This is a genomic window from Pseudoalteromonas ardens, from assembly GCF_030125445.1.
Classification (GTDB): domain Bacteria; phylum Pseudomonadota; class Gammaproteobacteria; order Enterobacterales; family Alteromonadaceae; genus Pseudoalteromonas; species Pseudoalteromonas ardens.
In genome coordinates, this window is sequence record NZ_JASJUV010000001.1 from 724,727 (window position 1) to 748,994 (window position 24,268).

The window sequence follows — 24,268 nt, forward strand, 5'->3', positions numbered from 1 at the left end:
CGTTCGTGCTATTATCTAAAAAAAAGGAAACACCGAAATGACTTCAAGACTAAAACTATCTGCACGACTGCTGGTTATATTTTGGGCGATACCATTCACATTCTTTCCAATGCAGCTACTGGAAGGTTTGGGACTGAATGCTTTGGGTTCTCCAATGTTTGTACGGCTGTTAGGTGCTGCTTACTTAACACTTAGCCTGGCGCTTTGGCTTTTTGAAGAAAAGCAGATACAGGTGAAAGAGGTTAGAATTATCAGTATATTATTCCATTTGGGGATGGGGTGGGGCATTATACACTCAGCTATTTTTCATCACTTACCCGTCAATCATAACGTAGCTTTTGTCGCGCTAATGTTAACAGCCATTGCCTGTTTATCGAGTGTACTAATAGACCTACTTAATTTTAATCACATCGAGGCATCGAATGAGAAAAGGCAAGCAAACCCGCCAACAAATTTTAGAAACTGCGCTTAATATTGCCACAGGCACCAGCTTAAACGATCTAACGATAGGCAGTTTAGCCGCGGCTACTGAGATGTCTAAGTCCGGATTGTTTGCCCACTTCAAATCCAAAGAGAATTTACAGCTCGCGGTGTTGGAGTATGCCCATAAGGTTTTTCGCGAACAGGTTATTGAGCCTCTGAATGATATTGAAGACCCCTTTGATCGATTACTTAAAACGGTTGAACTCTGGCAGAAGTGGTATGGCCAACAGGCCCAGTCCTGTATCTATATCAGTGCTACGAGTGAATTTGATGATCAACCCGGGCCTGTACGAGACAAGTTGAAAAGAGATTTAACCTTGTTACTTTCTTTCCTTGAGAACTTGGTGAGTCAAACAATAGAAAAAGGCGACTTTAAACAGGACACAGATGCCAAACACTTTGTATTTGAATTCTATTCATTGTATCTGGGTTCTCAGCAATTGAAATGGGTTGATTTTGAAGACAGTGAACAAACGCACTTTTGGCGTGCTTTTGATAACCTCATTAATCGATATAAAAGTTAGAAACTCACTCTCGTAGCTCAATGACTCTGTCTTAGTTTATTGAAAGTTGATAACGCGCCAGAAGCTAATGACGGAACGATTCGCCTGATAACAACTGGCCCCGGTGAGGATAACATTAAGCTGGAGAGGGTTGAGGGAAAAGACGGATATGGGCTGCCTCTGCGTGCTGGCGAGCGATATAAGCAAGCCTGCTAGTATCCATGACGTTGATGATTGATAATCAAGATAAACTTGTGTTTAAACTCAAATCTAGCGCTTGCAGAAAACCTCACTCACGCTGCTTGCCGGCGAAAAGCGTATCAAGTTGTATTGTGTCTCTGAGCCTGTTTCGCAGGTACTTTGAATACTGAGTAACATATCTGGCCGCTACTTTGTGACCTTTCGTTTGTTGTAATAAACTTAATAAATTTCCCTAATTACCTGCCACTTACTGTTTTTTGAACAGCTGTCTTCTATATTTATTAAGACAATACAGTCGTCTGGTTTGTTGGGGGGCACTTGAGCGAGCCGTTACCTTCTATGTCTCTTGTAAAGAGATTAACTCAGCTTAACTTGTCGGTGATGGCAAGCAGTATGCTATTGGTCTTTTCGCTAACCTCGATATTGCTGTGGTTTGTGGTCCGAGACCGTCAGGCGGAAACCGCGGAAATTAACCTTGCTCAGCTAGCGCATAACGTAGTACCTATGCTGGTTTTTAATGACGCAGATACTGCCAGCAAAGAGTTGGAGTTAGTCGGGATTAATAAAGATGTGCTGTTTGTGTCTTTACGTAATGCCAAAGGTGAGGTTTTTAGCGAGTATGCCAAGCCTAGTTTTGTGCCGTATTCGTCTTTATATCAACAGGTTGGCACTGAATCTCAGCGCGAGTACGAGGGCGTGCGAATGCGCTTATATTACCCGGTGTCAATCAAAGGCAAGCTTGAGGGCGACCTGATTATGGTGCTCGACTTAACCGGCATGATGTATTGGTATTTACAACTGGTGCTTATGTTGGCGTTGCTGATCGCCGCCTTATTCACGGGCTCTGTTTTCTTGCTGGCACGTGTGCAGCGTCAGGCTCTGATGCCCCTGATCACTTTGTCGGAGCTGGCTCAGCGGGTATCCAGTGAACACAACTTTCAGTTGCGTGCCAATGTGATACGGGACGATGAAATAGGCATTTTAACGCGTAGCTTCAATGAGTTACTCAAGCGGGTGGATATTTCTCAGGCTGAGCTGAAACAGCAGCTAGAGCAAGAGCAAGCCCAGGGTCAGCAGCTTAAACAAATGGTACGCACCGACCCACTCACCAATTTACCTAACCGGGTTGCCCTGAATCAGTTACTCAAAGAAATAACCTGCGAGGGATGCAATCCCAGGCCGCTGAGCTGCCTGATGTTTATTGATCTGGATAACTTTAAGTTCGTTAACGACAATTATGGCCATGATGCTGGTGATGAAACCCTGATTGAGGTTGGAAACCGGATCAGCGCCATGATCCGTAGTGATGATCTGCTTTGCCGACTGGGTGGTGACGAGTTTGCGTTATTACTGCCCAGTATAGAATCGACAGAAAACGCCGAAAAACTGGCCGCACGGATTGTCACCATTATTAACCGGCCCATTATGGTCAAAGATACTGTGATGCCAATTGGGATCAGTATAGGCCTTGCTTATACGCCGCTGGATGCTGATGCACCCATGGATCTGCTCAATTGTGCCGACGACGCCATGTATGCTGCTAAACGTGCCGGGAAAAATAACTTCAAGGTATTCAGCAAACAGGCTCCAGTATGAAACAGCAGTATCTTATCGCCGGGTTGATTTACATGCTCTGCGCCTCTGCTCAGGCGCAAAATGACCCGCTCCCCGATCTGGAAGACTTACTGAACCAGCAGCTCAACCAGCTACCCAGTAATACGCAAATTTCAGCGGGGTCCAGAATTGAACGCTCCAGTAGTGACAGCATGGCTGTAACACACGTGATCACCGATAAGGATATCAGGCAATTCAACTTGCAATCACTGGCAGACATTCTGGCCATGTTTGTAGGGATCACGACCCGGGATAACAGCTCCTTCATCTATCTGGGCGCAAGGGGCATAGGCCGGCCCGGGGATTTTAATTCGCGCTTTTTGTTTTTGCTGGATGGCACCAGGATGAACGAGAACCTTTTGGATGCCGGGCTTGTTGGGTATGAAAATTTTGTCGATGTCGGGCTGATAGAGCGGGTGGAGTATAGCCCCGGTGCATCCGCTGCTTTGTATGGGAACAACGCGCTGCTTGGGGTAATTAACATAGTCACTAAAACCAGCAGCAAGCTGCGCGGTCTGAACACTGCGTTCTCTGTGACCAACGATGAAACACAGCATGGCCGGATTACAGCCGGGTTTCGTTCAGAAGGCGGCGCGGATAGCTGGCTTTCTTTGAGCGGCTCTAAGTTACGCTCTATCGACTTTCCTGTACCGGGCGCACCGCCCGAACTGCTGGCCTGGCAACATTTGAACAAAGAAAGTAGTAGCAGGGCGATGTTCAGCCATCAAAGTGGCAGTTTTCAGTTTCAAGCTGCGGCTTCAAGGCGCCAACGCAGTTTCCCTGATGGTTTTAGTGTACTGCGCTCGGGAGCGCCGGTGAATACGACTCCGGAACTAGAGACGCTCGATAATGAAGCCTATTTTGTGGCGCTAACCTTTGATGACACTATATCGGATGACATAGAAGCGTACTTTCATATCTCAACCCATGGTAATGACCTGATCCGTAACTTTCCGCTTATTTTGCCTGATGGCGGGCTTGAGTTTGTCCGCCCAATGAACTCGGGGCGCTGGAGCAATATAGACGGTCAGCTGGTCTTTTTGGGGCTCGAAAATCACGAGTTTATGGTGGGAATAGACTTTCAAAAAGACCACCGGCAGGAGTTTAGTTCCCGCTCAAGCCTGCCAACTCAGTTTAATTTTGAGCAAAAAAGTAACGAAAATCGCTATGGCGTGTATGTCCAGGATCTGTGGCGTATTACCCCAAAATTCAAATTTCAGTGGGCGCTGAGATATGATAACTCTGACTTTAGTTCAGCCAGATGGTCTCCCAGTTTTACAGCCAAATACAGTGTCACTGAGGGACACCACCTGCTATTACGTCACAGTCGGGCGTTCAGAGTCGCAAACTTTCTCGAAAGAAATGCGAACAACGTGTTCAATGAGCCAAATCCGAACAATGAAACCATTGATTATAATGAAATCAGCCTGGTACAGCGCTGGAGCGATTCGCTGTCGTCGTTTAGCACGTTGTACTACGCCAACATAGACAATCTCATCCATCAGGATTTTTTCCGGCCAATCTACTTTAATCCGCCGCCCATTCGCAGTCATGGTTTTGAGTTTGGCGCAGACAAACGCTGGGCCAGCGGCATGTCACTGATCGCCAGTACAGCCATTCAGCGCTCACGACTAAAAGGCGGATTTGGTATTGCCAACTCGCCGGAGTTTATCGGTAAGGTGCGTTTTAGCCTACCGCTTGGCCGCTCAGGCTTTACATTGAGTTTAAATTCTTATGCAGTCAGTAAACGAAGAACATTTGACAGTCATTTGCCGGGCTTTGCCAGCCATGATGTCAGTGTAAACTGGCAGAACAAGGAGGACTTATTCGTTGCTCTGGGAGTCAGGAATATCACCGACAAAGAAATACTCGATATTACCGACGACGGTTTTGTGCCTTATTTGCAGCGTCGTCGTCAGGTGCACTTGTCGGTTAACTGGGGCTGGAACAATGATTAAGCTGCTCATTGCTATGTTTTTGTTATTGTTTTGGTCTGAGGGGAAGGCTCAGAACCTGAGTGAGAACGAGCTCAAGGCGGCGTTTGTATATCGTTTTAGTCAGTTCAGTAAGTGGCCGCCGCCTCCGCCCGATAAATTGAGCTTTTGTGTGGTCGGTAACCCGGATCTATTTAAGGCCATTAATTCTCTGCTGCACGAACAGGAAGTGGACGATGATACTGAAGTCATTGAACTGCCCGACAACGCGCACGTAGCGCAATGCGATATTTTGTTTTTAAGCCAGCAAAACCGCCAACAAACCCAGTATTGGCTGGAAGATCTGGCGCAGTCTCCGGTGTTGGTGGTGGCCGATACCAGTGAAGGGTTTCGTCAGGGGGCCATGATAGGCCTGATAGCTGATGCCAATAATCTCAGTTTTCGTGTCAATCTGACGGATGCAAAGCGGCGTGGCCTGAACTTCAGTGCACATTTACTAAAGCTGGCCACTGAGGTACGGTGAAGCTGGTAAAGCGCGACAAATAAAAATAGCAAAGCGTAAAGGAGAATATGATGAAGTTGATGGGACTCGATTTGGCCTGGCATAGTGAAAAGAATCCATCCGCAGCGGCAATAGGGCAATTGGATCAGGGGGTTTTGTCTTTGGAGGCTTTAGAGCCTGCATTGTTTGGGATCGCGGATGTGATGGCGTTCATCGCGAACGAACCATCGCTTACAGGTATTGCGATCGATGCGCCGTTGATCATTGAAAATCAAACCGGTCAGCGGGAGTGTGAAAAACAGCTCAGCAGAGAGTATGGGTCGCGAAAGGCGTCTTGCCATACCTCAAACACCACCTTATATCCCGATGCGTCAAGTGTTGTACTCTCTATGGCATTGCGGGAGCTTGGGTTTGGGCATTTGGCTAATTCACAATGGCAAATTGAGTGTTATCCACACCCTGCGATGATCGAGTGTTTTGAGTTGCCCGAAAGGCTGCTTTATAAAAAAGGAGATGTGGCTACGCGAAAAGCCGGTCAGACAGCGCTGGCCAGTTTAATTGCACAGCTCGCTTCCTCTAAGGTTTTGGCACTTCAGGTACCAGAGCCATTCTCTTATATCTTGTCTGAGAGCTATATTGAATCGTTAAGCGGGCAGGCCCTTAAAAGTAATGAAGACGCACTGGATGCCATCTTTTGTTTGTACATTGCCGGGCTGTATCAGATAAATGCCCAGGGGATGACCTATGGCTGCGACAAGCAAGGGTATATCTGGGTGCCGCAAATATCATGTATTTCGTGGTCGCCACCCAGCCAGGAAACGTGTGCATAATATCTGTTACAGGGGAGCGTTATCCCATTGGGCTAGTTGGCAGTGGTCAAACTCGTACCCTTAAATATATAAACAGATAGAGACTCAGATGTGAAATCATTCTAAGGCAAGTCTAGTGATCGAGTTAAAAGAATCAAAAATTGCAGAGATAGCGCGATTTGTGGAGATGGAAAGTGCGGATGATACTGCCGGGTTTATTATTCCCTGCAGCGTAGAGCAACACCTTGCCGCGATGGCGCAAGCACAGATTATTTATTTATCTATCTACGAGCGCCAAACCCTGGTTGGCTTTATCATTCTTTCACTGGATGATACGACCAGTGTGGAATTTCGCAGAATTGTTGTGAGCGAAAAGGGTCGTGGTATTGGCCAACACGCAATGCGTTGCATGGAACACTATTGCGTCAATGAGTTGGGACGTAAACGTATTTGGTTGGATGTGTTTACCGAAAATACCCGAGGGATCCATATTTATCAAAAGCAGGGATACGATCAGTTTGATCGCAGCGAGTATCAGGGCAAGCCGCTACTGCTAATGGAAAAATTACTCTAACATTTTGCCTCACTGGATGCCTGGCTCCATGTTTGTTCGTCGGCTGCTGGTTGGCTGGCAGTGCAGTGTTTTTACCTTGCACAGTATTTGCACGTTCTTTGCGCGGTGTTTGCACAATCCACTCATATAGTGAGATCAGAGATAGCAGCAAAGGCTATCAGATGTTCAGCTCTGTGGGAGTGATTAGTATGAATACAGTGCATAAAAGGTCGTTGTTGGCAGTGTGGATATCGGTGTGGATGTTGTCCGCATGCGGTGGTTCAGGGTCTGGGGATGACAGCAGTACTCAGGTACAGTCGAGTTCACCAAGCGGTGAGGTCAGTGGCAGCAGTTCAGGCTCAGCAACAGTAAGCGATAGTACGACAGACAATACGGGCGATAGTAGCACCGGCTCTGATGATTCAGGGTCAGAAGCCCCCGAGTTGAATACAGACACAGGCACGGCCTTGACGTCGGACTCGACTGACGGAGTACTGTGTGATTACTTTTATAATGAGTTCAATGACTCAGCGTCGGTGCAAATGACTAGCAATGCTGACTGGAGTTGCACAGGCACCACCCGGCAACTCACTGCGAATGGCATCCCCGATCATCAGACCGGCACCTTTCCTAACCCGGGAAACCCCAACACCATCAGCGAAACGGCGGTGTCAGTCAGTTACACCCTCACACCCGAACAGTCAGACACGGTATCGACTCTGGGGGGACCAAGAGGGGCAACGGGTTATGTGCTGAACGGCGTTAAGATTGATGCGAATACTGCGGGTTCCTGCGACGACTCGGGCAACAGTTGTAGCTTGGTCGGTAACACAGGTAACTGGCATATAGAAGCGCTTGGTCAGACGAGCTTTGACTTTGGCACCGACGACAACAACGCCCACGTTCAGCCTAATGGTTCGTATCATTATCATGGTATGCCGGAAGGCTTTATTGCGATGCGCGGTGGTTCAGAGTCCAGTATGACCCTGATTGGCTGGGCAGCTGACGGTTTTCCCATTTATGCCCGGTATGGTTTCAGTGATGCACAAGACGCAGGGTCGGCCCTAAAGGTGATGACGGGCAGCTATCAATTGGTACAAAACGTCAGCAGTAGTCGGCCAGCCACATCAGTTTACGCCTTAGGGACGTTTGCACAGGACTGGGAATATGTGGCAGGCAGTGGTGACCTTGATGAATGTAATGGCCGTTATGGTGTAACGCCTGAGTTCCCTCAGGGTATCTATCATTACTATGCCACCGATACTTACCCGTATTTTCAGCGTTGTGTCAAAGGTCAGTTGTAGTCAGCGGAGGTTTAAGCATGCACAATTTCATCACAGGTTTACTGATGGCCGCAGGCCTTTCACTCAACAGCGTAGCCCATGCACATTTAATGGTGGCCGAGCAGGGCACACTGAACTTTGACGAGTCAGGTGCCTATCTGGTGGTGGCCATCGACCCATTAAGTTTTCCAAAGGCGGATACCGATAAGAATGGCCATTTGTCAGTCGAGGAGTTTAAACAGGCTCATAATACGCTTTTTAAAGCCATCCAGGCACAGGTTTTTATGACCCAGGGAGAGACTCAAAAGCACATCGAAGGTTTGATGCTGTCACCACAAACCGCACACCATGGCGACGAGAAAGAAATTGATCAAATCGTGGTGATGGGCAAATTTGTTGGCGTTGATCACCAGCAAGGGTTGCAGTTTCACAATGGCTTGTACGGCAAAAACAACGAAAAGCAGCTAGCCATGCGTGCTAAATATAAACGCCTGGGGTTAACGCAGCGCTTTACCCTGACAGCAAAGCAGCCTACTGCTAAGGTGTTTTAACGGATTTCAAGGGCAGTGATTACAATTGAGGGTTGGCTGCTGCATTTATTTCGCCATGCAGCAGCGCCTCACAGTTTCTTTTTCTATTCTTATAAATCATATAGTTAATCTTAAAAACCGTGGCAAGAAAGCAGGACCTGTTACAAGATATGGCGAACTTTATGTTTCTTGATGAAACTTGAGCTTTTTTGTCCCCATTTTGAATTGTTGTGCGATTTTTCGCTGTGTACCATTTCTTCGAACTCACATCACAAATGATATAAGGAGAATGACAGTGAAAGTCGTTAAGTTCGTTTTACCCCTGCTCGTAAGTAGTCTTGCTGCCTCTTATGTAACAGATGCGCAGGCATCAGTGCCCGGAGAGTGTGATGATTTTATGATCACTTCTCAAATGAACCGCTATCATGAATCAGAAGAAGTGCAAAGACTCTGGATCAGTGCTGGTAGTCAGTCAAAGTGCGTACGCATGTCGCCAGATCTTCACAACCCTGTTTATGATGTACTTGCCCGACAGCGTTCACTGCGCAACCAACTGGAGACGGAACTCAGAACCAGGCTGGATGACGAGTTGAAAAATGGCATTAACAGCTCGCTCAGACACAGGTACACCAACTTCGAACTAAAAGGTGGCCTGTCGACAACCCTGACGGCCAATCATAATGGTGAGATCCTCGCCAATGTGAATGGCTTTGGATTTTACGCCAAAGCGAAATATACCCTGAAAAATGTCCCTTCAATGATTGCGAGCGCGTACGCAACGGTTAAGGTTGAGCGTATTTCTGTTAACGCAAAATATGACTTTGTGAAAGGCGAGGCCTATGACCTTAAAGTTGATCCGCTCCATTTAGATGTGGATGTTGATTCCAGGATCTTTGGTATCAGTGTCCCTGTGCTGAGTAATTTCATCAATAGCCGAGTTGAAGGCGTTATTCGTGACAAGATTGAAGACTATCTGAATTCAAAGACGAACGGCTGGAGTAAGGCTATGTTCTCGCTGGACAAGGCAATTCCGGATGATAAATTTGGTTCATTGGGTGTGTCTGTGAAAAACAGACTGACCAGCTTGTTGCCAGGTAAGTACATCAAGATGTCCTCTTCTGTACAAAAGATGGATGGTGCGTCGTTCTATGTTGACCTGTCCGGCGACTTTACCATCAGTATGAGTAACAAGGTATTCCAAAACCCGTGTTATATATACTCCGATAAAGCGTGCAACCTGTTCCCTGATTTCTGATAGTTGCAAGTGAGAAACTCGCAGGCAGCCAAGCAGCTGCCTGCTGTCTGAGGCTACAAGGCAATCATATTCCCGGCCACCACGACCAACAAGCCTGCAAATAGCTTCTTGATGGTCGGAACGGGCAAATGTTGCACAGACTTCGCCCCTAATGGCGCGGTAAACCACGAGGTACACACTATGCCCAATAGGGCGGGTAAATACACAAACCCGGCAAACCCATCTGATAAGGCAAACTGTGCACTGCCCGACGTGATGTAACCCACAGAGCCAAACAGTGCTATCACGATGCCGCAAGCTGAAGCACAGCCAATGGCTTTTTTCATATCAATAGAGAAAAACGTCAGCAGGGGCACCAGAAGTGCACCGCCACCGATACCAATCATGGCTGAGAGCCCGCCAGTGATGGTTGTAAACCCCGTTAACAGTCCCTTGTTTGGCATGCTACGCTCGTCTGATGCGGGTTTATTACTGCCAAAAAACATTTTGAGAGCGATCAAAATCACACTGACGGCGAAGACCCAGCGTACGATTTGCTCGGGTAACATGGTGGCTAAAAAACCACTGATCAGCGCACCCAGCGCAACTCCGGTCATAATCCAGGGGGCAAGTTCCCAGGGCACATTGCCATTTTTATGGTGGGCGATGGCTGATGAAGTAGAAGTAAACAGAATAGAGGCCAAGGAGGTGGCGATGGCGGCAACGATCACCTGCTCAGCAGGCAGGACCGCAAAATACAGCAAAATACTGCTCAGGACCGGGACAATCACCAGCCCACCACCAATGCCAAGGAGCCCGGCCAGAAAACCAACACCGCTGCCTAACAAGGCGCAGCATGCTATCAATAACAACAAGTCACTCATTCCGTTTTTCTCATTATATTATGTGGGGTTAGACGGATGGCGAGTGTATCGACGGTTAGCCAGCTGGCAACCGGTTCGCCACGTTCTGAGCGAGTATATCAAGATAATGTCTGTGCCTTTTCAGATAAGTTTTGAATATTCCTCACGTTTTACTTGAAGTAAATTCAATTTAAGCATCTAGATGGCTAGATGTTTTTATTTCTAGGTGTTTTTGTCCCTATTTTTCCATGCTCCCCCTGCAAAATGTCAGAGCTTCACAACAACCATGAATACAACTCAAGTTTTAGGTGAAATTAAACCGTTTTTCTTCAAGTGCTTGTCCGGGTAACAATGTAATTGCTCCAAACGCCAGGCTAGCTTAACGATGGCTAAGTGCATGCGCTGCACCGGGAAGAGCACATTGTACATTTGGGTTAATCACAGAATATTGGATACCAGAACGCCATGAATAACGAGTTTACTTTTACAGTTAAAAGCATCATTTTTGATGAAAACTACCATCCGTCAGACAGCACACGGATCACCACGAACTTTGCAAACCTGGCCAGAGGGGAAAGCCGTCAGGCAAACCTGCGTAATGCACTGAAGATGATCGACAATCGTTTCAATGCGCTGGCTAACTGGGATAACCCCAATGGAGATCGCTATGCCATTGAGCTGGAAATCATCTCGGTAGATATCGACGTGTCGGGTGACAAAGAAGCGTTTCCATCGATTGAGGTACTGAAAACCAACATCATTGATCATAAAACTGGTGATCGCATCGAAGGCATAGTCGGCAATAACTTCTCATCGTATGTACGAGACTATGACTTCAGTGTGGTACTGCTTGACCACAATAAAGGTAAGTCGCAGTTTAGTATTCCTGAAGGCTTTGGTGAGTTGCACGGCAAACTGTTTAAACATTTCGTGAACTCAAGCGCCTATAAACAAAACTTTAAAAAACTGCCGGTTATCTGCCTGAGCGTGTCAGACAGCAAAATCTACCAAAGAACTGAAAATCATCATCCGGTGCTGGGCTATGAGTATGAGCCTAATGAGTCCTCGCTGACCGAGCAATACTTTAAGAAAATGGGCCTGCAAGTACGCTACTTTATGCCGCCAAATAGTGTTGCCCCGCTGGCATTCTACTTCTTTGGCGATCTGTTGAATGACTACACTAACCTGGAGTTGATCAGCACTATCAGCACCATGGAAACGTTTCAGAAGATCTATCGCCCGGAGATATACAACGCCAATGCGGTGGCAGGTCAACGTTACCAGCCAAATCTTAAAAACCTCGACCATTCACTGACGCAAATTGTGTATGACCGCGAGGAACGCAGCAGACTGGCGGTGGAGCAGGGAAAATTTGCCCATGAGCACTTTATTAAACCTTACCAAAGTGTGCTTGAGCAGTGGTCGGCGAATTACGCCTGATAGTTAACGAGAATAAATGGCAAATATGATGAAAACACTATTACCGACGTCCACCGCAGGCAGTTTACCTAAACCCTCATGGCTGGCACAGCCTGAGGTGTTGTGGTCCCCCTGGAAACTTGAAGATCAGGCACTCGTTGACGGCAAACAAGATGCACTAAGGGTGTCGTTGCAGGAGCAGCAACTGGCAGGCATTGATATCGTCAGCGATGGAGAGCAAACCCGTCAGCACTTTGTGACTACCTTTATAGAGCACCTGGACGGTGTGGATTTTGAAAATCGTAAAACAGTTAAAATTCGCGACCGCTATGATGCCAGTGTACCCACTGTGGTTGGGCCGATCAGCCGTCAAAAGCCGGTCTTTGTTGAGGATGCACGATTTTTACGCCAGCAGACCAATCAGCCGATTAAGTGGGCACTGCCCGGTCCGATGACTATGGTTGATACCTTGTATGACGATCACTACAAGAGCCGCGAAAAGCTGGCCAGGGAATTCGCCAAGGTGCTGAATCAGGAGGCCAAAGAGCTGGAAGCGGCGGGTGTTGATATTATTCAGTTTGATGAACCGGCCTTTAATGTCTTCTTTGATGAAGTCAATGACTGGGGCATTGCCTGTCTGGAGCGTGCCATCGAAGGCCTTAAATGCGAAACTGCAGTACATATTTGCTATGGCTACGGTATTAAAGCCAACACTGACTGGAAAAAAACGCTGGGTTCAGAGTGGCGCCAGTACGAGGAAGTATTCCCTAAACTGCAAAAGTCGAACATAGATATTATCTCACTGGAGTGCCACAACTCGCGGGTGCCAGTTGAGTTATTATCCCTGGTTCGAGGCAAAAAAGTCATGGTGGGGGCCATTGATGTGGCAACAGATACCATAGAAACACCAGAGGAAGTTGCAGCCACACTCAGAGAAGCGCTGAGATACGTGGATGCCGATAAGCTCTACCCCTGCACCAACTGTGGTATGGCACCGCTTGCCCGCGACATTGCCCGGGGCAAACTGAATGCACTCAGTGCCGGCGCTGAAATTGTGCGTCAGGAGCTGGCTAAGTAAGCCTGAGCAAGACATGCTGATGAGTGTGTCTGCTTGCTCTTTTATCTCTGTCACATAAAGCTGGGTTAGGACTCACTGAGCAGTGCATACAACGGCTTTTTGTTGATGTTGGTTATATTTTGCGGTAACAGTACGTCAGATGACGGCACAATATCTGATCTTGTGCTATTACAACAACGTATAACCAGATCACAGAGTTTTAAGGAGCAAGAATGCGACATTTATCAGCAAGTATCCTATGTCTGCTGCTATCGGGTTCACTTCAGGCCACCCAGAGCAACACACCAAGTCAGGCCTACAACTGGACTGCAGGTCCGGACTTACCTATGGCGCTGCAAGAAGTATATCCTGCTGTATTTAATGAACGTATTTTTGTTGGGGGCGGATTCACCCCCTCTGATTCACCGTCCTTTTCGGGGCTGGGTCCAAGCACAGACGTCTTTTTACTTAACCCGGCAAAAGAGTTCTGGACAAAAGCACCGTCCTTACCTGCGCCACGTCACCACCTTGGTATGGTCAGTAATCGGCACTTCATTTATGGTATCGGTGGCTTTACGGGTGCCAAAGGCAGCGCCTGGGAAATTCAAAACTCTGTATTTCGCCTGGATGGTAATTTACAGACCTGGCGCACCGGCCCGTCCTTGCCTATTCCTCTGGCCGAATCTGTGTATGCTAATGTTGGCAAAAATATTCATGTGATTGGTGGTAAAACGATCTCCAGAGAGACAGGTAAGAATGTCGACACCGACGCCCACTATGTGCTTATTAATAATTCTTACTGGCGAAAGCTGAAATCAGCGAGCCTGGTCAGAAACTCCGCTGCCAGTGCAGTCATTGGCCACAAGATCTATGTCATTGGTGGGCGTACATCAGGCCAGGACGGGGCTAACCTGAGCTACGCTGAAGTGTATGATACAAAAACCGAAACCTGGACGCCTATTGCACCGCTGCCGGTGGCTTCCGGCGGTTTGTCGGCCAGTGTTCTGGATGGCAAAATCATTGTTTCCGGCGGAGAAGTGTTTGGTCCGAAAGACAACTGGCAGGCAGGTAAAGCTTTTGATGTTGTTTGGGCGTACGATCCGCAGACCAACCAGTGGCAGGCATTGCCTGACTTGCCTCAGCCACGTCACGGACATGGCTCTGTCTCGTTAAACGAGCAACTCCATATCATCGGCGGTGCGGCTAAAGTTGGGCCGCAGGAAACCTTGTCGTCGACGCTAGTGCTGACACCGAATGTGGACCCATAACGAAATAGCGATATCAAATTAGATAGCACTGAGTTGTTGAGCGAGAGCCGGGTTTTATCAGATATAAAGATTGTTTATATTTCATACATGTTACTTGCTAGTGTACAATAAAGGGACAATGACAGGCTGTCTCTTAATACAGCCACCAACAAATGGATTTTTAATGAAATACTTTTTAATTGTTCTGTCTTTTATATGTATAAGTACACAAGCAAGTACTAAGCACTTTACGCAACATCAGGTGAATATCAAGCGTCTGGGTAGCCATGCTGGTCAGGTATTTTATATGTCTTTTGATAAGTCGTTTTCAACAGATTGTGCGTGGGGTAACCTCTATTGCCCAATCGCTTCAAAGGAATGTGAAAACTTCTACTCACTTGTGATGACCGCTAAGGTAGCAGAACTAAAACTATCAGTTGTTGCTTACTCTCAGGATACTCCAGGCGGTAGCTGCAAAGTAACTCATGTAGAGATAGATTAGCTGCAATCGCGCTTTGTGGTACTGCACTCTATGGCAGATAGAGTGCAGTGGTTCATATGCTAACTTATGGCAAACAGCTGGGCTTGGTGAAGAAGTATCTTACTTCGTAATCTTCACAGGTGGTGTAGCTGCTATTCCCGCCATTGCTGGAGTTCCAGCAGGCAAAGCCAGAGCTGTTGTTGACCAGGTTTTGCCCGCTCAGGCTTGAGTCCAGCTTACTGCCTTTAACCCGTGCAATGACACCCGCAACATCACTGGTGCTGCAACTGGCTGCTATGTTGCCTGCAGACTGGTGTGAACTAAACAGCTCGTTATCACCACTGGCCGGGTCATCGCGGTCAAGCCAGCCGGTGGCATAGAGCCCGCCATTGACCTGTGAACTGGCGATACGGTAAACACCCAGTGAATTCAGCTCTTTATTCTCGGTGCCATGAAAGGCAAACAATTGCTGGCTGGCACTGGCTGAGTAGGTTGTACAGCTGCCAGAGGCAGTCCCCCCTTTAACTGAATTGCCATTGCTGGAAGTCAGCTTCAGGTAGTACACGGTATCGTAGCCATATTTGCCATTGTCTTCACAGATCTGCAGGCTCTTCAGATGCTCGCCTTTGCTGCTATCAAAGATTAGTTTATTGCCCCAACTACCGCCGCTGCCACCGTAAGTAACACACAACTCTGACGTGCCGACACTGGCATGCGACAGGCTTTGTTTGGTCTCGTAACAAGCCTGAAATCCATCCACCCGATTGTTTGAGCGAACCCGTACTGAGCTGAGGTTAAAGGTGCCGCCTACCAGGGCTTTACGCTTTAACAAAGCAATATCGTTGAAGGAGTCGCCTTTATTGGTCGAGCCCACCGCGTTGTTTTTCACGTACTGCCAGTCAATATGTTCAGCAGAGTTCGACAACCAGAAAGAGTCGAATGCCTTGTAATAGTTCACCCAATGGTGCTCTGAACTGTCGCCGATAGCGTTTTGCAGCTGAACATGTTCATAGGCGTTGAATGGCATCGCAAACTGAAAGCTGCCACCAAGACTCTGACAGTTAGCAAACCCCATATCCCAGCTGCCTTTGCTGGTGGTCAGCTGCCAGTTGCGGTTCTCATCCACACAAGCATGGTACTGATAAGTGGAGCAGGCTTTGTCAACAATCGCAGTATCGCTTTCGAGGCTGGCGCAGTCGCCAGAGCCATTGGGTCGACTTGATTTCCACGACCAGATAAAGTCCTCAATCTGGACTTCATTGGCACCATAGCCGCTGGCAGCACTGGTGTTATTGGCCTCGACCAGCGCCAGTTCGAGAATTTGCGCGCCTTTGTTAGCCCATTTACTGATCACATTGCTGCCGGTTTTACTTGAACTCGGGCCATCCGGGTTGAGCTGAGTGGCGCCATCAATGATCACTGTCATATTGTTGGCAAGGTAATGCGCGGTTTGGTCGCCATTTACGCACTCATTGCTGCCGTTTTGACAAAATGGCTGATTGCTTTGCAGGTTACCATTGGCATCGAAGGCATCCACGCCGATAAACACGGTATTCCAGAACTTGGAGTAGCTGCCGCTACTGTGATAGGAGCACAAATTGCTGTGATCCCGGGGGGTTTGTACTACAGCAACCAGTTGCTTGCCCGCTGCCAGAATGTCGCGTTTAGTGAGATGCGACACTGGCAATGATGCACAGCTCTTATCGGTATAGCCCCAGTCAGAGGGCATAAGCAGATAATCGCCGATGTCTTTTTCCAGGCGCTCGCCAATCTTGTTGTGCCAGTTTTTATGGTCGTTATGCTTGTATGATTCAATCTTCAGTAAAACGACCTCGTCCGGGTTGTCTTTCAGAAAGTCTTTAATGTCGTCTAACCCTTCTGACAACTTAGCGTGAAAGCTGGAGCAAATGGCTTTATTTTCCAGCGAGTTGTGACACAACATAGGGGTTGAATCAAAGGTGCCTTCCGGATAAATATCAAACTCCATGACCCGAATGCCGCGCTTAAGCAGGCTTTTGGGTGAATAGTATTGATTGACGTCGGTGTAAGTGCCTTTGCTCCAGGCGTGTGACGCATAGGCATTGTGCGCCCCGGCCCACAGAGTTTTAGAAAATGGTGCAAAGTTATCTATTTGCCCTTGCAGGTCCAGTCGGGTGACTTTCTCATCATCGGTCTCTATTGCGGCACTCACTGCGAATGATACGCAAGATGTCGCTACCGCACCTGCTAGCAGCAGCGCCAGTGTATTGCTTGGTTTCATAGTAAAAATCCTCTCCTTTTAGTCTGATGCTGGTCCTTAACCAGGGCGCTGTTTACGCACCCTGTACGAGCAACCGCGGCAAATATAGGCGTGAAAAGTGCAAGAAGTGTGAAGAAAAGAGTTTAAACTCTAAAGTGGGTTGGTGTGCGTGTAGCCAGCCCCTTGTTATTTTGAGAAAAAGTTCGAATCTCGACACACAGGTGGTTTTATGAAAAAAGTAAACGAAATGTATTTCAATAAACTGTAATAGAAATGAAAGCATGAGCACGCGGCCGTTATTAATTGACGCTCAGTATTTTTCTGCTTTTTCGAGCTTAACCCACCCCTCAGTCATCCCGGGCGCGTGCGAGCCGGAAGCTACTAACCCGTAATACTCTGGCTCTTTGTGGTCAAATACCTGACAAACCACTTTGCAGCAACCTCTTAGCCAATTGTTTGTATTATGGGTATGCTATTAAGTATCTTGCTGCTAAGGTCGTAAGTAATAAGCAGCAGAATCACTACAACTTTGGATAAAGAAAACTAACTAGCGATTATGGTTGAAGAAATTAGTATCAAATTGTTTGAATTAGGCCCAACAAGGTCTGCCCGAGTACGCTGGGCGTTGCTTGAGGCAGGGTTAACATTCGAGTCTGTGCAAAACGGAGTAGAGATATTTAAGTCTACGGAGCTGTTAAATATTCACCCATTGGGCAAACTACCCGCGGTGCTAATCAATGGACTGCCTCTTTTTGAGTCAGCGGCCATTGTCACAGCGATAGCCGACCTAGTGCCTGATAAAAAGCTGATCGCAGAGCCTTCAAGCTGGTCGAGAAATCTACATAACCAATGGGTTTGTTTTACATTGAGTGAGCTGGAACCTTATGTGCAGTCCACCGAGATCAACTCAATGGACTTTGTTTTGCCAGCAGAGCAGCATGTTCGGGAAATTGTCCCACAAAATAACATGTTGTATAAAAAAGCGGCCGCAGCGTTAGAAAATCACTTTTCCCGGCACGACTATCTGGTTGACGATCAATTCTCGGTCACAGATATCGTACTTGCATACACTCTTTGCTGGGGACAAGAGCAAAAGCTACTGGGTGACTTTCCGAACATTTATGAGTATATGGATCGACTCTATAACCGCGAGCATTGCACGTTAAAAAAACCATAGGGGCAGCTTAGCGCCTTTGTGGTTTGTTAATTTGAACATGCTTCCAAGCCAGAATTTAAGGCAGATGCTTGAGCAAAGCTGTCATCCCGAACGCGAGTGAGTCGGGAACTGCTAACCAAAAGCGCAACAAACTCCTGATATGAATCGCCAGATTGCGCCATAGGTGCTTGTATATTAGAAATAAATTGGTTCTAATATAGGTAAATGAGAACGCTGACAGAAATACGTTTTATTAGAAATGAAAACGCGCACAGCTTTTTCATCACATGCTATTCCAATAAAACAACCTTCTGGCAGCGCCTTGATCAAACAATGAACAGCGTGCATTGCATGCATGTCAAAACTCAGTCTGTTCGACCATTCCATATCTGAGGAAACAATGAAAAATAAAATACTGTTAGGCTTATTTGTAAGTGCTTTTTCATCCAGCGTTTTTGCGGTCAATGAGGGCAAAATCACTTCGATTGCCTTTGCGGGGGCGAATATGTCAAGCCACCCAGATATCGTCCAATTACAAATTGAGGGCGGATTTGAGTCAGGCGATTGTCATAAAGGTGTTGCCGCAATAAGGAAAAGTGATACACATCTTGTTTCTGCTGCGCTTGCCGCATTCTCAACGGGAAAACCAGTCAAGGTGTTCCTAAATGCGCACGACTTTTATTTTCCTTCACAAAAACGATGTGTCATATCAATGCTGACAATGGCGAAATAAAGTTAAGGCTGAGTGCCACTTCGTTGAGGCCCATGCAAAACTTATAACGAAGGGTACTGCAAGGAAGATTCCGTGTGGATTTCCACCTGTACTTTCCGGGTATGTTCTACGTTAAAATACAACACTGTTTGTCTTTCAAATGGGTACCAAATGCACCCGGTGGAAAACACATTTTGATGCAGCGCAGTTGTCTTTGGTCTGGGCTGTAATTCCATTATATATCCCGCTTAATTCTAATAAGTAAGCTGGCTGCTGGTATAGCGGCTGTGTTTCGCCTTGTATTGTGGCTGCCAATGCCGCAATACAAGGCGAGGATGCACTGATCTCCGTGGGCTATTAATGGTTGTTTGTCCATAGGGACAAGCTCAATAGGCATGTTGGTACGCCATGTTTTACTCGGCAGGCTTTGGCTTGAAGGAAGCCTGCTCAACGAGCCTGTGGTTTCGCAAAGTGTTAAAGTACCATGCGGAAATAGCGCAGAGCACTGATGGTTTAAAAAAGTAGTGCAGCCGAACATACAAACCTCACCGTTATCCCGGACGCATACAAGCTGGGGTCTACCAGCCTAGGCGTCATTTTGCTTTGCTCACCTCGAACCCAACCAATCCGCGTTTATTCCGAACATTTGCAATTCGGGAGCTGTCTTCTGAAAGGCAAAGCTACACTTTATGAGTAAAAGTAAATTAAATGTAATGGGGTGTAATGGAAGGCCTGGTTTTAGAGTTCATAATTCACCTGGGTTTTGATTTATTTTGATAGCTAGAGGAGTAAATTATGTCTGATTCAGTAAACTACAATTTATTTAATGGCAAACGACTGCGAAACGAAGATAGCGTCCATCCTAATGCAACCTATGTGGTGATCAATGGATTCAAGCGCTTCATTCCAGATGGTTCTACCTATGTAAACCTGTGGGGAGACGACAACAGCGGTATCCAAAATGATCCCAATTTGGAGAATATCCCTGAAGGGAAGGCACTTACTTCTGGGGCATCTTTGCTCAGAATAGAAGGTGAAGCTGCGACATACCTTGTAACGAATCAACAAAAGTTATTTATCCCAAGCGGGAACATTTTTCATGATTATGGCTTTTCCACAGCGTACATAAAAGACGTGGAAAGAAGCGTGATTGATAATATTCCTCCCGGTGAAGATCTTAAGAGTCCATTTGATGGAACTTAATTACTGACAAAGTGCATATTCATAACCCCTAAGGTGTTCATACAAGTAATAGGGCAGCTATCTGCCCTATTGGTTATCAGTTTTAAACCATCTCATATGGAGGAAAGACAAAGGGGGTTAGTCTAGGTTTGGGTCTGGATATTCACCTTTGTCTTTTGGATGCCTGTGAACAGGAGTCTTCCAACGTGCGGCGCAGTGGTCACTCGCTTCAGCCGAACATACAAACCCCACCGCCATCCCGGACGCTTGCGAGCCGGCACCTATTAACCTGCGATACATAGCCTCTTTTTGTATATATACGAGCCCAGTTAAACTCATTGCTCGCTTTTTGGGCGTGTTTTGACTTGAGCTGTTAACAACTAGGTGTTAGCTTTTCGTTATTTCTTGAGTGTTATTCCCTCTGTTTTGAGAATGCGCTTAAACTGCCATGGATGCGAATACAGTATTAGTACCACACCCCAAACTCATCATCACAGGAATGATTTGCAACGATGAAAAAGCTCTTATTTTTTCTTTTCTCACTAATTACACTGAGTGCTTATGCTGAAGATATTGTTATCGGTAAAAAGTACCAATTAGAGTCGAAGGTTTTAAATGAAAACAGAGAATACTGGGTATCTTTACCTAGTTCTTATAGAAAGAATAGCCATAAAAAATACCCGGTTCTGTATTTCACTGATGCAAACTTAAATAGCTTTTTTCATACTTTCTCTGGCATCGCAAAACAAATGAGCGCCGATGCCAGCCCCCAAATTCCTGAAATGATAGTGGTTGGAATTGTCAGTCAGAATCGTGTCCGCGATAGCGCTCCTACTAATTCACTTGTGCAATGGGGCGGGACAGCGACAAAGGCGCTGGAAACGACAGGAGGCGCGGATAACTTTTTAAAGTTCTTACAAACAGAATTAGTACCCCACGTAGAGCAGAATTATCACACCGCGGATTACAGGGTTTTGGCAGGCTACTCCTTCACAGGTTTAACGGTGATCCATTCACTGTACCAAACACCGGAGTTTTTTAATGCCTATATAGCCATTGATCCAAGCCTTTGGTGGGATAATCAAATAATGCTCAAGCGTTATAGCGAATTTTCAAAAAAAGAACTTAGCAAACGCCAGCTGTTTGTATCGACATCTGACCGGGTGCCTTCATTATATCCTAAAGAAAACTATGTTATTGAGTTCATCCGCAAACTGGAGACATCGCCTGTTAAAGGCTTAAACGTCCATTCGGAGGTTTTTGGTACAGATCAAAACCACCATACAATGCAAATAATGAGCTTTTACCTAGGTTTGAAAAGTATTTTTAGTGGCTTCATGATTGATGATGCTATCAGATTTAGACCTGCGGCAGAGTTAAAAGCGCATTTTGAAAGTATTTCGGATAAATTAGGTGTAAAGCTCATGCCCAGAGAGGGCTTAGTGAATTTTTTTGGTTATAACAGGTTGTATGACAACCAGTTTCCGACCAACAGTGCAGCCGCGATTGACTTTTTTAAGTTGAATACTGAGTATTATCCAGAGTCTTATAACGCATGGGACAGCTTGGGCGAGGCATATTGGTATGAAAAAGAATATAAGTTAGCACTAGACGCCTATAAAAAATCGACTCAATTGAACCCGGAAAATAGCAATGCAAAAGAGAAAATTAAACAAATCAAAGCGCAGTTAAATTAAAAGTAGCGGCACTCTAAAGTCGAGCTTTTCCACTGATGTGACCGTACTATTTTTGCTTACCTGCCTTGCTGGAAAAGTCCAGACCACGTGTATGGGCTTTGGTTGAAACTGCACCACGATTTATCTGAGAGTTTATAGAGTATGTCCAGGCAAAGCCACTCTCAGTCATCCCGGACGCTTGCGAGCCGGGATCTATTAACCTGCAATATCGTAACTCCTTCTGGTCGCGAACCCAACCAACCCCTCGGTCATCCCGGACGCGTGCGAGCTGGGATCTATTAACCTGCAATACGGTGGTTCCTTCTAGTCACGAACCCAACCAACCCCCATCCGATTGCCTGCGACTCGTCAAACTGGTTAGGTATTACTGGGAATCAGTATTGTGTTATCTTACACGGCAGTTGTTAACACGGAATTTTGCACCATGAACGAATCGATGATCCACCAAACCTTATCGCAACGTTTTGGCTTTTCAGCATTCAGGCCTGGCCAGGAACAAACAGTCACCCAGCTGGTCAACGGCCACTCTAGCCTCGCAATTTTCCCAACCGGTTCAGGTAAGTCCTTGTGTTATCAGCTGACGGCCTTACAGCTGCCCAATTTAACCTTAGTTATCTCGCCTTTGCTGGCGCTTATGAAAGATCAGCTGGAGTTTTTACATAGCAAAAACATCAATGCGGCCAGTTTAGATTCAACGTTGACCCGGGAGCAAAGTCAGTCAGTGATGCAAAATGTCAGAAATGGCAGTATTAAAGTGCTGATGATCTCGGTTGAGCGTTTTAAGAACGAGCGCTTCAGAGAATTCATCAAACAAGTGCCTGTCTCTATGCTGGTGGTTGATGAAGCGCACTGTATCTCTGAGTGGGGTCACAATTTCAGACCCGATTATCTTAAGTTACCCGACTATCGTAATGAGTTAAATATCCCATTGGTGCTATTGCTTACCGCCACGGCGACCAAAAAAGTAAAGCGCGACATGGCCAACCGGTTTGATATAAAACCCGAGCATATCGTGCAGACGGGCTTTTATCGTGCCAACCTCGATTTAAGCGTATATGCCTATCCGGAAGAGCAAAAAGTGCAGGCATTGATTGGCTATTTAAAACAACAAGCTGGCGCAGGTATTGTGTATGTCACGCTGCAACAACAGGCAGAGCAAGTAGCTAAGCAATTGCAGGCGGCGGGTGTAAATGCCGCAGCCTATCATGCCGGGCTGGATGACAGCCTTCGTCAGAGTATCCAAACCGATTTTATGAACAATCACAAACAAGTGATTGTTGCCACGATTGCCTTTGGTATGGGCATAGACAAATCCGATATTCGCTTTGTGGTGCACTACGACCTGCCAAAATCGATAGAGAATTACAGCCAGGAGATAGGCCGCGCAGGGCGCGACGGGCAATTTTCTGAATGTATTACCCTGGCTAACTTAGATGGTGTTGCGACGCTTGAGAACTTTGTTTACGCCGACACTCCGGAGCAAGCCAGCATTCAGGCGCTGATTGATGAAATTCAATCGCAGCAACAGCAGGGCTTATGGGAAATGCAGGAACTCAGCGCCTCCAAAGTCAGCAATATTCGATTGCTGGCTTTAAAAACCTTGCTGGTGCAGCTCGAACTCAAAGGCGTAATTGAGGCCAAGTACGCGTTTTACGCCGACTTTAGATTCAAGTGGTTACGCACAGAGCAGGAAGTCATAAATGTGTTCGATGCGAACCGGCAGCAATTTATTCAGCAGATAATTGCCAATACGCAATTTAAGAAGGTGTGGGGCACCGTTGATATTCAGGCCTTAGTGCAACAAGGACACGACAGAAATCGAATTGTAGCAGCACTGGATTACCTGCATGAGCAAGGGCATATCGAGCTTGAATCAAAGCGCATGATGCAGGTGTATCAGGTTGATGAAATTAAGTTGGCAGAGCCAGATTTGGCCAAAGAACTTGCGGATTACTTTTTAGATAAGGAGCAAGCCGAGGTTAAACGTATTGGGGCCATGCTGCGCTTTTTTGAGTTAAACACATGTTTAAGTTATAACTTAGCGCGTTATTTTGACGATGAAAATGCGCCACAACAATGCGGACACTGTTCAGCGTGCCGAGGCCAGGTTGCACAATTAGCCCAGTCTAAGCAGACAGAGCTTCCGTCGGACGACACATTACGAAGCGACCTAAATGCGTTAAAACAGCATTTGATGCAAATTGGCGTTACGCCAAGCTCCGCAATACTGACCCGATTCCTAACCGGCATGACCTCGCCATTGGCAACGTCTTCCAAATTCAGACAACGCGCCGGGTTTGGCAGCTGCGCAGACATTCGCTATCAGCAGGTTTTGAATAAAGTAAAGCAATTAGGCTTTGAGCAGAACAGTGCGTAAAGGCTTAGTGCGTCTTTACTAGGTATTATAAAAATCAAAGCGAGACAGTGTTTGAATGAGCACCGGCCTGGCAGTCAAAGCTGATCCGGCCGAACTTCTCTTTCAAAATTGGTGCCTTTAAAGCTGGCGCCCATCTCTGTCATCCCGGACGCTTGCGAGCCGGGATCTACCAAAATTCGATACAGTGGCTTC

Annotated in this window: 21 protein-coding genes; 19 read left to right on the forward strand and 2 right to left on the reverse strand. The window is 46.7% G+C overall.

What is annotated here, in order from left to right; translation table 11 throughout:
- Positions 1 to 37: 37 nt before the first annotated feature.
- From QNM19_RS02885 to QNM19_RS02930, 10 genes are all read left to right on the forward strand, one after another.
- On the forward strand, positions 38 to 472 hold the full coding sequence (locus tag QNM19_RS02885) for a hypothetical protein (RefSeq protein ID WP_049863143.1): 435 nt from the start codon (positions 38 to 40) through the stop codon (positions 470 to 472).
- A complete protein-coding gene (locus QNM19_RS02890) occupies positions 423 to 1,007 on the forward strand; it encodes a TetR/AcrR family transcriptional regulator (RefSeq protein WP_049863144.1) in 585 nt (194 codons plus the stop codon). Before QNM19_RS02885 ends, QNM19_RS02890 begins: the two co-directional genes overlap by 50 nt.
- 519 nt (positions 1,008 to 1,526) lie before the next feature.
- A complete protein-coding gene (locus tag QNM19_RS02895; RefSeq protein ID WP_082225317.1) occupies positions 1,527 to 2,783 on the forward strand; it encodes a sensor domain-containing diguanylate cyclase in 1,257 nt (418 codons plus the stop codon).
- Positions 2,780 to 4,759 (forward strand): TonB-dependent receptor plug domain-containing protein, encoded by a 1,980-nt coding sequence (locus QNM19_RS02900; protein ID WP_049863147.1) that lies wholly within the window; start codon positions 2,780 to 2,782, stop codon positions 4,757 to 4,759. Before QNM19_RS02895 ends, QNM19_RS02900 begins: the two co-directional genes overlap by 4 nt.
- Positions 4,752 to 5,258 (forward strand): YfiR family protein, encoded by a 507-nt coding sequence (locus QNM19_RS02905; RefSeq protein ID WP_049863148.1) that lies wholly within the window; start codon positions 4,752 to 4,754, stop codon positions 5,256 to 5,258. The genes QNM19_RS02900 and QNM19_RS02905 overlap by 8 nt, the downstream gene beginning before the upstream one ends.
- Before the next feature lie 47 nt (positions 5,259 to 5,305).
- Entirely contained in the window at positions 5,306 to 6,067 is a 762-nt protein-coding gene (locus QNM19_RS02910; protein WP_284026296.1) for a DUF429 domain-containing protein, read from the forward strand.
- A gap of 115 nt (positions 6,068 to 6,182) precedes the next feature.
- Positions 6,183 to 6,620 carry a GNAT family N-acetyltransferase gene (locus QNM19_RS02915; RefSeq protein WP_082225318.1) on the forward strand — a complete coding sequence of 146 codons (438 nt, stop codon included), beginning with the start codon at positions 6,183 to 6,185 and terminating at the stop codon, positions 6,618 to 6,620.
- 188 nt (positions 6,621 to 6,808) lie between these two features.
- Positions 6,809 to 7,903 carry a YHYH protein gene (locus QNM19_RS02920; RefSeq protein ID WP_082225319.1) on the forward strand — a complete coding sequence of 365 codons (1,095 nt, stop codon included), beginning with the start codon at positions 6,809 to 6,811 and terminating at the stop codon, positions 7,901 to 7,903.
- A 17-nt stretch (positions 7,904 to 7,920) separates the two neighbouring features.
- Positions 7,921 to 8,433 (forward strand): EF-hand domain-containing protein, encoded by a 513-nt coding sequence (locus tag QNM19_RS02925; protein WP_049863149.1) that lies wholly within the window; start codon positions 7,921 to 7,923, stop codon positions 8,431 to 8,433.
- 274 nt (positions 8,434 to 8,707) lie between these two features.
- Positions 8,708 to 9,667: a hypothetical protein gene (locus QNM19_RS02930; protein ID WP_156202149.1), complete on the forward strand. Its 960-nt coding sequence runs from the start codon at positions 8,708 to 8,710 to the stop codon at positions 9,665 to 9,667.
- A 53-nt stretch (positions 9,668 to 9,720) separates the two neighbouring features.
- Here the strand turns inward: QNM19_RS02930 and QNM19_RS02935 are convergent, their stop codons facing one another.
- Complete coding sequence (locus QNM19_RS02935) at positions 9,721 to 10,530, reverse strand: sulfite exporter TauE/SafE family protein (protein WP_049863151.1); 810 nt, start codon at positions 10,528 to 10,530, stop codon at positions 9,721 to 9,723.
- Positions 10,531 to 10,974: 444 nt separating this feature from the next.
- Here QNM19_RS02935 and QNM19_RS02940 point away from each other — a divergent pair, with 444 nt between their 5' ends.
- The 4 genes from QNM19_RS02940 (at position 10,975) to QNM19_RS02955 (ending at position 14,734) form a co-directional block, all read left to right on the forward strand.
- Positions 10,975 to 11,949, forward strand: a complete 975-nt coding sequence (locus QNM19_RS02940; protein WP_049863152.1) for a DUF1852 domain-containing protein — start codon at positions 10,975 to 10,977, stop codon at positions 11,947 to 11,949.
- A gap of 28 nt (positions 11,950 to 11,977) precedes the next feature.
- On the forward strand, positions 11,978 to 13,006 hold the full coding sequence (locus tag QNM19_RS02945; protein ID WP_049863153.1) for a methionine synthase: 1,029 nt from the start codon (positions 11,978 to 11,980) through the stop codon (positions 13,004 to 13,006).
- Between the two features lie 212 nt (positions 13,007 to 13,218).
- Positions 13,219 to 14,253, forward strand: coding sequence for a Kelch repeat-containing protein (locus QNM19_RS02950; protein ID WP_049863154.1), 1,035 nt, complete (start codon positions 13,219 to 13,221; stop codon positions 14,251 to 14,253).
- Between the two features lie 163 nt (positions 14,254 to 14,416).
- The gene (locus QNM19_RS02955; protein WP_284026297.1) at positions 14,417 to 14,734 is read left to right on the forward strand and encodes a hypothetical protein; all 318 of its coding nucleotides are present in this window, start codon (positions 14,417 to 14,419) and stop codon (positions 14,732 to 14,734) included.
- A gap of 64 nt (positions 14,735 to 14,798) precedes the next feature.
- On the opposite strand, the gene QNM19_RS02960 is transcribed toward QNM19_RS02955, so the two are convergent.
- Positions 14,799 to 16,973 carry a phosphatidylinositol-specific phospholipase C domain-containing protein gene (locus tag QNM19_RS02960; protein WP_284026298.1) on the reverse strand — a complete coding sequence of 725 codons (2,175 nt, stop codon included), beginning with the start codon at positions 16,971 to 16,973 and terminating at the stop codon, positions 14,799 to 14,801.
- 535 nt (positions 16,974 to 17,508) lie between these two features.
- Here QNM19_RS02960 and QNM19_RS02965 point away from each other — a divergent pair.
- From QNM19_RS02965 to QNM19_RS02985, 5 genes are all read left to right on the forward strand, one after another.
- Positions 17,509 to 18,129 (forward strand): glutathione S-transferase family protein, encoded by a 621-nt coding sequence (locus tag QNM19_RS02965; protein WP_284026299.1) that lies wholly within the window; start codon positions 17,509 to 17,511, stop codon positions 18,127 to 18,129.
- Positions 18,130 to 18,508: 379 nt separating this feature from the next.
- The gene (locus QNM19_RS02970; protein WP_049866322.1) at positions 18,509 to 18,841 is read left to right on the forward strand and encodes a hypothetical protein; all 333 of its coding nucleotides are present in this window, start codon (positions 18,509 to 18,511) and stop codon (positions 18,839 to 18,841) included.
- Positions 18,842 to 19,615: 774 nt separating this feature from the next.
- Complete coding sequence (locus tag QNM19_RS02975) at positions 19,616 to 20,023, forward strand: hypothetical protein (protein ID WP_049866323.1); 408 nt, start codon at positions 19,616 to 19,618, stop codon at positions 20,021 to 20,023.
- Between the two features lie 491 nt (positions 20,024 to 20,514).
- Positions 20,515 to 21,699, forward strand: a complete 1,185-nt coding sequence (locus QNM19_RS02980; RefSeq protein WP_284026300.1) for an alpha/beta hydrolase-fold protein — start codon at positions 20,515 to 20,517, stop codon at positions 21,697 to 21,699.
- A gap of 424 nt (positions 21,700 to 22,123) precedes the next feature.
- The gene (locus QNM19_RS02985) at positions 22,124 to 24,076 is read left to right on the forward strand and encodes a RecQ family ATP-dependent DNA helicase (protein WP_049864562.1); all 1,953 of its coding nucleotides are present in this window, start codon (positions 22,124 to 22,126) and stop codon (positions 24,074 to 24,076) included.
- Positions 24,077 to 24,268 lie beyond the last annotated feature (192 nt).

Excerpts from the sequence above, each read along its gene's own strand:
- QNM19_RS02885 (WP_049863143.1), top strand. The coding sequence starts at position 38 with ATGACTTCAAGACTAAAACTATCTGCACGACTGCTGGTTATATTTTGG.
- QNM19_RS02890 (WP_049863144.1), top strand. The coding sequence starts at position 423 with ATGAGAAAAGGCAAGCAAACCCGCCAACAAATTTTAGAAACTGCGCTT.
- QNM19_RS02895 (WP_082225317.1), top strand. The coding sequence starts at position 1,527 with ATGTCTCTTGTAAAGAGATTAACTCAGCTTAACTTGTCGGTGATGGCA.
- QNM19_RS02900 (WP_049863147.1), top strand. The coding sequence starts at position 2,780 with ATGAAACAGCAGTATCTTATCGCCGGGTTGATTTACATGCTCTGCGCC.
- QNM19_RS02905 (WP_049863148.1), top strand. The coding sequence starts at position 4,752 with ATGATTAAGCTGCTCATTGCTATGTTTTTGTTATTGTTTTGGTCTGAG.
- QNM19_RS02910 (WP_284026296.1), top strand. The coding sequence starts at position 5,306 with ATGATGAAGTTGATGGGACTCGATTTGGCCTGGCATAGTGAAAAGAAT.
- QNM19_RS02920 (WP_082225319.1), top strand. The coding sequence starts at position 6,809 with ATGAATACAGTGCATAAAAGGTCGTTGTTGGCAGTGTGGATATCGGTG.
- QNM19_RS02925 (WP_049863149.1), top strand. The coding sequence starts at position 7,921 with ATGCACAATTTCATCACAGGTTTACTGATGGCCGCAGGCCTTTCACTC.
- QNM19_RS02935 (WP_049863151.1), bottom strand. The coding sequence starts at position 10,530 with ATGAGTGACTTGTTGTTATTGATAGCATGCTGCGCCTTGTTAGGCAGC.
- QNM19_RS02940 (WP_049863152.1), top strand. The coding sequence starts at position 10,975 with ATGAATAACGAGTTTACTTTTACAGTTAAAAGCATCATTTTTGATGAA.
- QNM19_RS02945 (WP_049863153.1), top strand. The coding sequence starts at position 11,978 with ATGAAAACACTATTACCGACGTCCACCGCAGGCAGTTTACCTAAACCC.
- QNM19_RS02950 (WP_049863154.1), top strand. The coding sequence starts at position 13,219 with ATGCGACATTTATCAGCAAGTATCCTATGTCTGCTGCTATCGGGTTCA.
- QNM19_RS02955 (WP_284026297.1), top strand. The coding sequence starts at position 14,417 with ATGAAATACTTTTTAATTGTTCTGTCTTTTATATGTATAAGTACACAA.
- QNM19_RS02960 (WP_284026298.1), bottom strand. The coding sequence starts at position 16,973 with ATGAAACCAAGCAATACACTGGCGCTGCTGCTAGCAGGTGCGGTAGCG.
- QNM19_RS02965 (WP_284026299.1), top strand. The coding sequence starts at position 17,509 with ATGGTTGAAGAAATTAGTATCAAATTGTTTGAATTAGGCCCAACAAGG.
- QNM19_RS02970 (WP_049866322.1), top strand. The coding sequence starts at position 18,509 with ATGAAAAATAAAATACTGTTAGGCTTATTTGTAAGTGCTTTTTCATCC.
- QNM19_RS02975 (WP_049866323.1), top strand. The coding sequence starts at position 19,616 with ATGTCTGATTCAGTAAACTACAATTTATTTAATGGCAAACGACTGCGA.
- QNM19_RS02980 (WP_284026300.1), top strand. The coding sequence starts at position 20,515 with ATGAAAAAGCTCTTATTTTTTCTTTTCTCACTAATTACACTGAGTGCT.
- QNM19_RS02985 (WP_049864562.1), top strand. The coding sequence starts at position 22,124 with ATGAACGAATCGATGATCCACCAAACCTTATCGCAACGTTTTGGCTTT.